This window comes from Acinetobacter sp. Marseille-Q1618 (assembly GCF_902809855.1).
Classification (GTDB): Bacteria; Pseudomonadota; Gammaproteobacteria; order Pseudomonadales; family Moraxellaceae; genus Acinetobacter.
Genome location: NZ_CADDWJ010000001.1, coordinates 1,291,781 through 1,304,016, shown reverse-complemented (window position 1 = coordinate 1,304,016; position 12,236 = coordinate 1,291,781). Strand labels below are relative to the sequence as shown.

Sequence of the window (12,236 nt, the reverse complement as noted above, 5' to 3'; positions counted from 1 at the left end):
CTTAAATAATGCGAATATCTAAAAATGATGAAAAAAATTGCTTTATCAGCCTTACTTTTACAATCCAGTATTAGTTTTGCACAGACTGTACAATTAGATGAACTATATCAGCGCTATGTTGAGGCGGATTATTCTTCAATGGAATTGCCTGAATATAACAATGAAGTTGATTTTAAAGCAGTCGTTGCTGCACTTGATGAGAATATGGAAGGTGGAGTTTTGGTTGAATTTGCTAGTCCAAATGATCCTGAAACTGCCTTAACACGAGCAACTCCTGCTGATCGTGCTGCTGCAAAATTTAGTCAGTTAAAAGAGGGACAGATGGTACAAGTCAAATGTACAGTTGAAATGGCAAGCGGCTCAGAGTATTTATCACTGGGTGAATGTAATTTAAAATAATGATAAAAATGAGGTACTCAGGATATTTTTGAATATTCTTAGTATCTTTTCTTCATAAAAAAAGCCAAAAGGATAATTGTTTTTCAAAGCACTCTACTGTATATGTTTTAGACGAAATAAAGTAATTTATTGGATTACTTTAATTTTATTATTTTTGATGAATATATTTAACGTGTACTGGGTAATAAAATGATTCCTGAGCTTGAGCAAAAATATCAACAATTGACTGAAGCGCAAAAAGAAATTTTTCGTGGTTATGGATTGCGTCAAGTTAAACACTTTGTTGAATTGAGTCTTCCTAAAATTGAAGCAACTTTACCGAAACAAGGCAAGGTATTAGGCATCAATGCTGAGGGTAAAGTTCAAGCGATCAATACTGAAACTCAACAAGTATATTTGTGGATTTCAGATCAACAATGGCAAGTGGCTAAAGTGGCTTCAAGTCATGTCGATTTAAAAGAGGATTTTATTGAAATTTGGAAGATTCTAGAACTTGAAAAACAAGATCTTATTGATTTAAGCCATATTCATCGTGATTTTCTTGAGAGTCAAAGCAGTCCTTTGAACTAATCATCTGAAATGCATGAATAGCTGTAAAAATGTCTTGTATGCGCTTGTGCTAAAAATTCACTGTGCTTAATTTGATATAAGACATGACGTGATAATAGGTGATCTTGCCTTAAACGAGGGTGATTAAAATCATATAAATAAGTCATGCCTAAACGTTGCATGACTTTGGCAGAGGCAAGGTTTGGATAAGCTGTAAATGCAACCACAGCATCTAATTTTAACACTTCAAAAGCAAATGCTAAACAAGCCTGAGCAGCTTCGGTTGCATAGCCGTAATGCCAATACTGTTTTGCTAAGCGCCAACCAATTTCAACACACGGTGAAAATGTGAATTGTTCGGGCTGAGCATGTAAACCGACAAAACCAATAAATTTTTGATTCTCTTTTAATTCGACAGCCCAAAATCCCCATTGATGTTTGTGAATCAAATGATGAAAGCGCGTCGCCAATAGCTCACTTTCATCACTGTTTAGACATTTTGGAAAATACTGCATTACTTCAGGATCAGCATTGAGTGCTGCAAATGCTATCAAATCTGAACCTTGCCATTGTCTTAAGCGTAAACGATGAGTTTCAAGTTTGTAATAGGACATATAAAAAAGCCTTATCTAACATCATAATGTCAGTCAGTTAAGCAAATTTATTGGATAGATTTCTAAAAATCTCCTCTAACCCCTCTTTGAAAAAGATGGGAACTTCAAGTAATTAAAGTAATTTTTAGTAATCTTGCGTAGCAGTGCTACTTATCCTTCCTTTGAAAAGGTGAGGAGCATGTTCCGCAAGGGGAGGATTAAAAAATTCTTAACTGATCAGCATTACTTATCTAACATGTTTTAACCGAAGTTTAGCGTGAATAAATGGTGATCTGATTTAGAGCTGTTTAATTTTAAAACACTCATGCTATATTTTATGATATTCGTTTAAATTCCAAGCAGATTATCTAAAAAATACATTGCATAAGCTATTGATAGCGACTAAAATTCGTTTCACAAAGTTTGCTATGAGATGAAAGTTTAAGTTTTAAAACTTAATTTTTTATACTCATTAGATCACGAGTGATCAATACGGGGACGTGGCGAAATTGGTAGACGCACTGGATTTAGGTTCCAGCGCCGCAAGGTGTGAGAGTTCGAGTCTCTCCGTCCCCACCATATTCAAAAGAGCAAGGTAGATTGACCTTGCTTTTTTTATGTCCATGTAAAATAAAAAATGCAAAAATTTTAGGCATCTCCAAGAGATGCCTTTTTATTTTAAGCGATAAAAATATTTTAAATTTTAAGCTTTTAAATGATCTTCAAATTCTTCGCCGAGTTGAAATGCTAAATTATTTCCAGCAAGATCACAGGTGACTAAGCCATATTCTTTTTTGAAACTAAAAGTGAAACCTTTTCCATCAGCTAAATTCTTGACTGAATATCCAAGTTTTTCTAACCAAATACGAAACGCGATAAGATTTTTAGCTTTAACTACCTTTTTCATGGAAGGTTCTCCTTAATTCCTGTCTATAAAAATTAATAGGGATGCGCTATAAACTTTTAAAGGGGAAATAAACGAAATAAATTTTTTATAGCAATTTTTGATCAATTTTTAAAGTCAAATTTTTATGCTTGAGCAATACTTTTTGTTTTTAAAATTATTGATCATGTTTTTAAGATATTGATATATTTAATGTTGTTAAATTTTAAGAGTAATCATTTTATCCAAAATTGAAATAATTTGATAAACTCTTTTTCTCAGGGATTTTTTGTTGAATCTGTAAGAAAATATATCAGATTACATAATTTTTTAATTTTGAAAGTTGCAGATGAAAAAAATTTGATACTTTTAAAAAATCAGTGTGATCCTAAAGTTCATCTGCTTTTCTAGACTACTCTATTGGAGAATACAAGTTTTTAGTCATATATATTTCTCATTTAATTTTGAGCATTCTAAATAATAACTTATATCGATTTAAGTGAGATTTCGTAGCAAATTAAAAGTTATCCTTCATTGCACGAATTCGAGCAAACTCTTCAACACTATCGACACGTAAAAAGGGGTTTGTTTCAAGTTCTAGTTCAATTGTGCTTGGTAAAGTGATTTGGCCTTGAGCACGTAGTTGACGAACTTTTTCAACACGTTGTTGTAAAGCCAAATTATTAGGCTCAATGTGTAGTGCAAATTCAGCATTTGAAAGGGTATATTCATGCGTGCAATACACTTCGGTACGTGGTGGCAAAGCTGCTAAGCGATTTAATGAGTGATAAAACTGTTCAGGTGTTCCCTCAAACATACGACCACAGCCCATTGCAAATAAAGTATCTCCACAGAAAACGCAATCTAATTCATCTATAAAATAAACAATATGTCCAAGAGTATGCCCAGGCACAGCAATAATTTCAATATTCAAGTGATGGAATTCAAAGTTATCGTCATGCTGTAGCGGGTGAGTGATAAAAGGCAAATGACTTAATTCATCTCGAGGCCCATAAACAGGAATATTCTTTTCAGCAATCAATGCTGGGACACCCTCTACATGATCTTTATGCCAATGTGTCAGCCATATTTGATAGAGATTGAGTTGATTTTCTTGACAATAATCGAGAACTAAATGCGCTTCAGTTGGATCTATGGCAACCACATCATGAGTTTGTGTATGTTCGAGTAGCCAAATATAGTTTTGTAGTGGATTTTTAACATCGATCACATGAATTTTAAAAGACATTTTTATGGCTTCCATAGCTGCATCTTATTTTATTGTATGTAAATTTGCGCATGAATGGTAGCTCAAGTCCTTGGCTTTCGTATCGAATAAGGTTTGATAGGTATTCAGAATAAATATTACAGCTATATTCTTTCTGACTGTAAACAAAACTTTGAATATATGAAATATTCAAAACATCTGACAGATTTTTTGAAAATGAATCTAAGTTTCAAGTATACAGTTTGAGAATGATATATTTGTTATAGGTAAAAGTAGGGAATTAAAAGAGCTTAGTTTCAGGCTATAAAAATGTTTAAAAGGCAAATGCTATATGGAGATTTTATAAATAAGCGGATTCACTTAAAAAAATAAATAGATACACCTCATCACCAAGCATTATTTGTTATAGTGTTTGTAATATTGGGGAAACAATAATGCAATTTAATTTTGAAATTGATACCACGTGGTGTTTAGAGCAACTATTAAAAGATCAACGCATTACAGAGCGGGACAAAGTGTTGGTACAAACCACACATCGCCAACGGGATCAATTAAAATGGCATCCATTACAATGGATTGCCAACTTTAATCTGCCCGATCAAAGAGAGCCACAAAAACGCTTAACTTTAAATGTCTTATGCCAATGGTTGGCAGATAAAACAGATTTGGCGGTATATACCATTGACCCCTTAAAAGCAGATGTTTCTAGCTTGACGGGTGTCATGTCACAAGAGTTTGCATTACGCAATCGGATTTTGGCAGTCGAAATTCAACAAGATCAAGTATTAATTGGAACAGATCAGCCTTTTATCCGGGATTGGGTACACAATCTTGAAAGCAGTTTAAAGCCTAAAAAAATTCAAAGAGTTTTATTAAATCCTGAGCAATTACAACGCTACCTGGTGGAATATTATCAAGTTAGCCGTGCAGTCATTTCATCCCAAAAAGCAGGCGCACATCAAAAAGAAAACAAAGGTGTGGAAGCTTTATTGCAATTAGGTGATACCCAAAATCCTGATGCAAATGACCAACATATTGTTAAATTGGTGGATTGGGTTTTACAATTTGCATTTGAACAACGTGCCAGTGATATTCACCTCGAACCACGTAAAGAGAATGGGAAAATTCGTTTTCGTATCGATGGGGTATTGCATACCATTTATAATATGCCTGCCAACACCTTAACTGCGGTGATTTCTCGCATTAAAATTTTAGGACGTATGAATGTTGCGGAAAAACGTAAACCACAAGATGGGCGTTTAAAGACACGTACACCCAAAGGGCAGGAAACGGAGTTGCGTTTAGCAACTTTGCCAACTGCCTTTGGTGAAAAGCTGGTGATGCGTATATTTGATCCTGAAGTATTGGTGCGCAGTTTTAAACAACTCGGTTTTGATGGAAAATTATTGGAAGATTGGCAAGCCATTACCCAACATAGTCATGGCATTATTTTGGTGACTGGTCCAACAGGTTCGGGTAAAACCACTACTTTATATTCTTCTTTAAAACAGTTGGCAACTGAGCAAGTCAATGTCTGTACTATTGAAGATCCAATTGAGATGTTAGAACCGAGTTTTAACCAAATGCAGGTTAACCATGGCATTGAGCTTGGCTTTGCCGATGGGATTCGTGCATTGATGCGTCAAGACCCTGATATTATCATGGTTGGGGAAATTCGAGATTCAGATACTGCCAATATGGCAATCCAAGCGGCTCTCACGGGGCATTTAGTTCTTTCTACACTGCATACCAATGATGCACCTTCAAGTTTAACCCGTTTACACGATTTAGGTGTACAGCCATTTTTAACGGCTGCCACTATTTTGGGAGTTTTGGCACAACGTTTAGTACGACAATTATGCCCACATTGTAAACAAGAAACTTTCATTAATGACCAAGAATGGAAACATTTAACGTTTGGTTATCAAATACAAATGCCTGACTTTGTGTTTAAAGCTGTAGGTTGTGAAGAATGTCGTCATACAGGTTATCAAGGACGTGTGGGTATTTATGAATTCATGCCAATCACTCTTGAAACCAAACAAAAAATTTCAGCCAATGCAACATTGGATGAGTTGCGTGAGCAGGCCAAGAAAGAGGGTATTGATCCACTTCGTATTGCGGGAGCACGTAAAGTGCTGCAAGGGGTAACAACTTTGGAAGAGGTGTTGCGAGTCGTGCCGTTGAATTAGTTTATAAATATTTTTATTCTTATCAGAATTTTATGATTTTGATAATACGAAAACATAAAATGTTGGTGAATAGCAAGTTACTTTAAAACGTAAATTAATTGAAACCATATAAGAAATATACAAATTTTCACTTGTTTTAGGTCAGTGTTTGGAGGTAGACCACATAAGATAAAAAATGTATGATCAGACACGGTTTAAACAATAAGTCTTATCGTATGCTCAATTTTATTCGACTTTCAATCATTGCTAGCTGTTTGGGATTAGTTGCTTGTGGTGGTGGTTCATCTTCTGAGCATGATAATCCCCCTCCACTAAAACCTCAGGTGGCGCCTAAAGCAAATAAAACAGTCCAATTTTTTATTGCAGCACATCCTGATGATATTCAATTGTTTATGGCGAAAAATGCACAATTTTATGTGCAACATAACAGTAAAAATGTCTTTATTCTAACAACGGCAGGAGATGGGGGAGAGGCATTAAGTTTTCCAAATAGTTCTCCTATGAAAAAAACATTTTGGGAAGCGCGATTTTTAGCACATGAAAAATCTATTCATTATTGGAATAATTATAAAAACAACATCGTAGAAACACAGGTTAAAATTAATCAACATACATTGCAACGCAAGCAATTTGGTGACAATGTAGTGTTCTATAATTTTTTATTACCTGATGGAAACATGAATGGAAATGGTTTTTCTACTACACAATTTCAAAGTTTAGAAAAATTATATCAAGGTAAGATTCATAAGATAACCAGTGTAGATGGAAAAAATGCTTATAATAAACAGGAGTTGGTAAATACATTATCCGCTATTGTTCAATTTGAAGCAGGTAAAAAAGAAATTACCTTTAATATTGCAGAGGATAATTCATATATTAATCCAAAAGATCATTCCGACCATATCGTGACCTCTTTACTGGTGCAGGATGTAGCACAAAATTTAAGTAATTGTATGTTAACTAATAAATATACTGAATATGTGAATCGTGCAAAACCTATCAACATGTCAACATTTGAATATCAGCAGCATCAAAAACTTTGGAATGTATTAACCTCAGTACTCGTTGAATATGGTTATGTCAATCCACATGCAAAAGACCAACATTTGGTTTGGCTTGGCAAGCAATATATTAGCTCTAATAGTGTGGTAAATTGCAAAAATGTTGAAGAAAAATTAAGTGAAGAGTTGCCTTGAGATATGGTGAACTTTTAGAGAACAATGATTACTGCATTTATATATTGTTTGATAAAACACTATGAGTATAAAATTTGATGTATTCTTGAAAATCATCAGACGATCTTGAATATATTTTTAACTAAAAAGCAGTATGCGCTGATTCATACTGCTTATTCCCACAATTCTTGTTTTATAAAATTATTTTTATACTTATTTGGTTAAAATAAGACGGTTGTTGCGCGTTAAGCGTAAACGGTATTCTTCGCCTGCATGCATGATGCGGATTTCACGTCCTAAAGCGAAAAGATTGTTGGAATGTAGCATAGGTAAAGTGTGGGTAGATTCGTTATTACGTGTAAATAAGCTAAAAGGTGCGTTCATTGTTATTACTCCGTGTGGGACGTCATTTAGTGATTTAAATGATAATCATTATCGAATAAGGCTGTCAACGATAATTATTGTTATTTGCAAAAAAAATCTATTCACTTACATTTTGTAAAATACACGCTGGAAAAGTCATGACTAAACCTGTTGTAAATGTAGCAATTGCTTTGTTATTTCATCAATCAAAAGTACTGGTGGGTTGGAGAAATGCTGAGAAACATCAAGGCAATAAATATGAATTTCCTGGTGGTAAGGTCGAACAAGACGAAACGCCTGAGCAGGCATGTCGTAGAGAAGTATTTGAAGAGGTCGGAATCGGTATCCAAGACTGGCATGTCTTTGATGTAATCTCACATGAATATGAAGATATTCTTGTGAATCTACATTTATTTCATGCAAAAGTTGAAACTGCCTATTTGGATGAGATTCAAAAACCTTGGACGTGGTATATACGCGATCAACTGCTTGAACTGAATTTTCCAAAAGCCAATCATTCAATTCTACAGCGTCTATCTTGGCAACATTTTATTAAAATTTCTGAGCATTTATCTAAGATCGAAGAGCTAAATACAAATTGTCTGATGTATTGGCGAGTTGATGCTGTAGAGCATAATGATATCCAATATTTGATGCAATTAGATCAAGCAGTGTTAAAGCGTTTAATTGTGAATATTAACATTTGGAAAAAATTACCACAGTCACTTCAAAGTCAAATTTTCACCGTACATTTCAAACAATCACAAGTGATGCAAGCGCAGCCACAGGATTTAAATATTAATGTACGTTGTATTGCTGCATGTCATGATTTGGTGTCATTAGATAGAGCTCAGAAATTAGGATTTGAGGCCGTGTTTTTAAGCCCAGTTTTAGCAACACAAACTCATCCTGATACAAAGACGCTTGGTTGGGATGTTTTTGAAAATTTGGCGAAACAATCAGCAATTCCAGTCTTTGCTTTGGGTGGTTTAAAGCCAGAGGATTTAGCGAAAGCACAACAGCATCATGCTTATGGTGTAGCTGGTATCAGTGCATTTTGATAAATGATTTATAAAACTCATCGGTAGTGGCAAGGATGCCGCTATGCCAAAGAGCTAAATTGGATTTTTATAAATGATAATAAATGTAGCCTTAAATCACAGCAGATTTTTTTTTAAATGAAAATATTGAAAAACTATATAGAAATTGAATGAAAATAGAGTATAACTTTTAGCGTAATGTTCACTGCCGTATAGGCAGCTTAGAAAAAACTTCTTCTATGATTTGAGGATAAATTAGAGTTCACTGCCGTATAGGCAGCTTAGAAAAGTAATGTAGTGTAATTCTTTAAATAAAGCCAGTTCACTGCCGTATAGGCAGCTTAGAAATTGCACAGTCATCAAAGCAGTCAATACAGCTTGTTCACTGCCGTATAGGCAGCTTAAAATAATAGTTCTAGTTAAAAAATTAGATCAATTTAAAGCAAAGATCAAGGCTTAAAGTGCCTTGATCTTTGCTTGTGCTTCGGCAATGGTTTTCGCATTTTGTTGCTGTTGAGCTGACTTTAAAATCGCTGACCATAATTGCTTACGCATCGCATTATTTTGTGCAAAACTTAAACCACGTCTTGCTAAAGACTCCGCATTTTTTGCTTGATTTTTATGATTGGCAATCAGCGCTAACCATAAATAAGTTTCAGCAGATTGAGGAGCTAAACGTTGTGCTTGTAGTGCATAATTTTCTGCTTCATTCCATTTGCTTTGACGAAATGCAGTTTCAGTTTTTTTAATTAACTGATTAAATGCAGGAATATCATGTCCATCATCAAACTTTTGAGCTTGTACTTTTTGCTCAGGCACAATCACTTGCATCGGTTGACGTTTAATTTCAGGGCGTTCATAAGGAATAATTTTTACGCCATCAGGTGTTTCGACTTTAGGTTTTTGCGTGGGCGCTGGTTCAGGCTTTTTACCTGAACCTGTTTGTACTGGAGAAGATTGACAAGCTGCCAATCCCACAAAAAGCACAGCAACACCTAAATATTTTATTTGCATAACAACCACTCTTAATTTTGATAACTACCACTTGAAATCACACGTCCTTGATTATTTAAATCTTGATCCATGTTGCTTTCACTTTCACGAATATAGTTTTCAATACTATCGTTGGAGTTATCCGTTGGTGGGTTATTTTCCGTATCAGGAATGTAAGTCGGCTCAACCTGATAATGTGGCATGCCACATGCAGTTGCTTGGCGTGGCACCGAGTTACGCAGTAACGGAATGTAGAAACTCTGATCACAACCTTGTGCTGAAAGTTGACCGCTGTCACTGTCAATCCATTGCCATTGTACATTGTCAGTTTGACGCAGATTGACAGGTTTCTGACGTAATTGTTTCATAACATTGGTCCACACAGGCAATGCACCTGATGATCCTGTTAAGCCTGTAATCTTATTATCATCTAATCCTAACCAAACCACAGCCAAATGATTGCCTGAGTAGCCAGCAAACCATGAGTCACGTGTGTCATTGGTTGTGCCAGATTTACCTGCAAGTTTCAGTTCAGGTGAAAGGCTAGCATAAGCTGAACGACCTGTACCAGAAGACATGACTTGCTGTAAACCATAATTCAAAATATAAGCAGCAGAAGGGTCAATGGTTTGCTGTACATTTAAATTATAACGTTCTAATAAGCGTCCATTTGAATCCACCACAGAGCGAATGGCTTTGACTGGGTATTTAAAGCCACCTGTGGCAAAGTTGCCATAGATGCTCATCACTTCCATCGGTGACATATCAACAGCACCGAGGAAAATAGATGGATAGTTAGGAATATTGGACTCCACACCAAATTTGGTCAGTTGGTTTTTAAATGTGGATAAACCAAACTCTTGTCCTAAGCGTACTGCTGATAAGTTGTAAGAATTTGCAAGTGCCTGAACCATTGGCACATAACCATGACCACCGCCACTATAGTTTTTTGGTGTCCAAGATTTATTGCCGTCGACGGGGATACTGATTGGACCATCTTCAATTTGGCTAGCCCAAGTATAACGACCAGATTCAAGCGCACTGAGATAAATAACGGGTTTTAGCAAAGAGCCGACTTGACGTTTTGCATCAATGGTACGGTTAAAGCCAGTAAAGTCTTGTGTTGAACCTACTGCTGCAATCAGTTCACCATTTTCAGGTTGAGTAATCAGTACAGCACCTTGTAAGTCTTTTAAGCGTGAAGGATTCGAGCGAGCCAAACGACTTACTGTTTCACGGAAGCTATTTTGTACTTTGGTTTGTGAAATTGGATCAAGCGTTGTAAAAATACGCAAACCTTGATTGGTTAAATCAGATTCTTGATATTCTTTTTTCAATTGACGACGCACAATGTCTAAAAAGTCAGGAAATTTTGAAGGTCCAGTGGTCGGTTTTTTCACTACATTCAGTGGTCGAGCAGACTCACGCTCGTATTCTTCTTGGGTTAAATAACCCATCACCAGCATGTTATTCAGGACGATATTACGACGTTTTTTCGCACCTTCTGGATTTTTCCACGGATTGTATAAGGTTGGACCTTGTACCAAACCGACCAAATAAGCTTGTTGTGCAATATTGAGTTCACGTAAAGGTAAACCAAAATAAAACTGTGAAGCTAAGCCGTAACCATTGATAGAATAATTGCCATTTTGACCTAAGTTCACTTCATTTAAATAAGCCTCTAAAATCTCATCTTTGTCATAATGAAACTCAAGAAGTAAGGACATAAAGGCTTCATTCACTTTACGTTTTAACGTTCTTTCAGGGGAAAGATAAAAGTTTTTAACCAATTGTTGGGTCAGCGTAGACCCACCTTGACGTTTGCCTCCAGTGACATTACTGACGATCGCACGTGCTGTACCACGAAATGAGACCCCATGATGATGATAAAAATTACGATCTTCAGTTGCGACTAAGGCTTCAATCAAAGTCTTCGGTACTTTGTTGAGTTTGATCAGTACACGGTCTTCATTATGTTGCGGGAAAATTCCACCAACCAACATCGGCTCTAAACGAGCGATTCCTGTGCTTGAAGGCTTGGTGGCTTTGATATCTGCAACTGTATTTTCATTAAATGAAACTTGTAAAATTTGCTCAGGGTCTACACTATCACCATAGTCAAATCCACGTGTATGGACATAATAACTATTATTTTGAACCACATAACTGCCTGATTTGTCATAGCTGTCTTTTTTGCTATAACCTAATAATTTTAATTCTTGTTCAAAATCATTGGCAGCAACAGGTGCATTTGCATAAAGTTCTAATGGGCGTGCGAAAACTTTTGCAGGAATATCCCAACGGTTTCCTTCAAACTTATCTCGAATAATAGTGTCTAATCGCACCAAATAAATACTAAATGCTAAAAATGCAGCAATAATGAGCACACAGAAAATGAGTGCAATGATGCCTATTCCACGTTCTGACTTCATAAAAATATGCAAAAAACCTGAGAAATTTTGTTAATCATGCGAAGCTTTTCAGGAATTTGCAATAATTAAACTGTGAAATTAAGCAATTTACCTATAAAACAAGACAATAAAACCTAAAACCCTCAATTTAAGCAAAATTTTCAGGGCTTATCGCCTTTTTATGAATGAAAAATGGATTGAATCAAGTCATTAAGTTTTATTTGATAGAAGTAAAGTAAACAACACAAGATAAAAATACTCGCCGAAAAATCAAAAATAAATCTGTGCTTGCAATAAAAGTTTAAGCCATGATCTTTAATATGTATAATTCATTGTGTAGTTTAGAATTACAATACGATCTAAAGAAAATTAGGCATAGATACGCTGCTGTTTTATGTCAATGTATTTTC

The 12,236-nt window shown here is 35.4% G+C and carries 11 protein-coding genes, 1 tRNA gene and 1 CRISPR repeat array; of the genes, 6 read left to right on the top strand and 6 right to left on the bottom strand.

Annotated features, from left to right (window positions below; all coding sequences use genetic code 11):
• Positions 1-24 precede the first annotated feature (24 nt).
• Both HUS24_RS06195 and HUS24_RS06190 read left to right on the top strand, forming a co-directional pair.
• Positions 25-399, top strand: a complete 375-nt coding sequence (locus HUS24_RS06195) for a hypothetical protein (protein ID WP_173911194.1) — start codon at positions 25-27, stop codon at positions 397-399.
• A 189-nt stretch (positions 400-588) separates the two neighbouring features.
• Positions 589-969 (top strand): hypothetical protein, encoded by a 381-nt coding sequence (locus HUS24_RS06190; RefSeq protein ID WP_173911193.1) that lies wholly within the window; start codon positions 589-591, stop codon positions 967-969.
• On the opposite strand, the gene HUS24_RS06185 is transcribed toward HUS24_RS06190, so the two are convergent.
• Positions 966-1,562 carry a GNAT family N-acetyltransferase gene (locus HUS24_RS06185; RefSeq protein WP_173911192.1) on the bottom strand — a complete coding sequence of 199 codons (597 nt, stop codon included), beginning with the start codon at positions 1,560-1,562 and terminating at the stop codon, positions 966-968. The genes HUS24_RS06190 and HUS24_RS06185 overlap by 4 nt on opposite strands.
• 473 nt (positions 1,563-2,035) lie before the next feature.
• Between HUS24_RS06185 and HUS24_RS06180 the strand changes: the two genes are divergently transcribed.
• A tRNA-Leu gene (locus HUS24_RS06180) sits at positions 2,036-2,120 on the top strand.
• A gap of 124 nt (positions 2,121-2,244) precedes the next feature.
• On the opposite strand, the gene HUS24_RS06175 is transcribed toward HUS24_RS06180, so the two are convergent.
• Both HUS24_RS06175 and gloB read right to left on the bottom strand, forming a co-directional pair.
• Positions 2,245-2,448 (bottom strand): hypothetical protein, encoded by a 204-nt coding sequence (locus HUS24_RS06175; RefSeq protein WP_065991968.1) that lies wholly within the window; start codon positions 2,446-2,448, stop codon positions 2,245-2,247.
• Between the two features lie 493 nt (positions 2,449-2,941).
• Positions 2,942-3,673: a hydroxyacylglutathione hydrolase gene (gene gloB, locus HUS24_RS06170; protein ID WP_173911191.1), complete on the bottom strand. Its 732-nt coding sequence runs from the start codon at positions 3,671-3,673 to the stop codon at positions 2,942-2,944.
• Between the two features lie 413 nt (positions 3,674-4,086).
• Here gloB and HUS24_RS06165 point away from each other — a divergent pair, with 413 nt between their 5' ends.
• A complete protein-coding gene (locus HUS24_RS06165) occupies positions 4,087-5,844 on the top strand; it encodes a GspE/PulE family protein (RefSeq protein WP_173911190.1) in 1,758 nt (585 codons plus the stop codon).
• A gap of 179 nt (positions 5,845-6,023) precedes the next feature.
• Entirely contained in the window at positions 6,024-7,040 is a 1,017-nt protein-coding gene (locus tag HUS24_RS06160) for a PIG-L family deacetylase (RefSeq protein WP_173911189.1), read from the top strand.
• A 192-nt stretch (positions 7,041-7,232) separates the two neighbouring features.
• Here HUS24_RS06160 and hemP read toward each other — a convergent pair whose 3' ends face one another.
• Positions 7,233-7,403 carry a hemin uptake protein HemP gene (hemP, locus tag HUS24_RS06155; protein ID WP_173911188.1) on the bottom strand — a complete coding sequence of 57 codons (171 nt, stop codon included), beginning with the start codon at positions 7,401-7,403 and terminating at the stop codon, positions 7,233-7,235.
• A 137-nt stretch (positions 7,404-7,540) separates the two neighbouring features.
• On the opposite strand from hemP, the gene HUS24_RS06150 reads away from it, so the two are divergent.
• Entirely contained in the window at positions 7,541-8,443 is a 903-nt protein-coding gene (locus tag HUS24_RS06150) for an NUDIX domain-containing protein (protein ID WP_173911187.1), read from the top strand.
• Between the two features lie 179 nt (positions 8,444-8,622).
• Positions 8,623-8,831: a CRISPR direct-repeat array (repeat unit 28 nt; unit sequence GTTCACTGCCGTATAGGCAGCTTAGAAA).
• A gap of 47 nt (positions 8,832-8,878) precedes the next feature.
• Here HUS24_RS06150 and HUS24_RS06145 read toward each other — a convergent pair.
• Together HUS24_RS06145 and mrcB are read right to left on the bottom strand one after the other, a co-directional pair.
• On the bottom strand, positions 8,879-9,445 hold the full coding sequence (locus HUS24_RS06145) for a lipopolysaccharide assembly protein LapB (protein ID WP_254433808.1): 567 nt from the start codon (positions 9,443-9,445) through the stop codon (positions 8,879-8,881).
• Positions 9,446-9,447: 2 nt separating this feature from the next.
• Positions 9,448-11,847, bottom strand: coding sequence for a penicillin-binding protein 1B (mrcB, locus tag HUS24_RS06140; protein ID WP_173911185.1), 2,400 nt, complete (start codon positions 11,845-11,847; stop codon positions 9,448-9,450).
• Positions 11,848-12,236 lie beyond the last annotated feature (389 nt).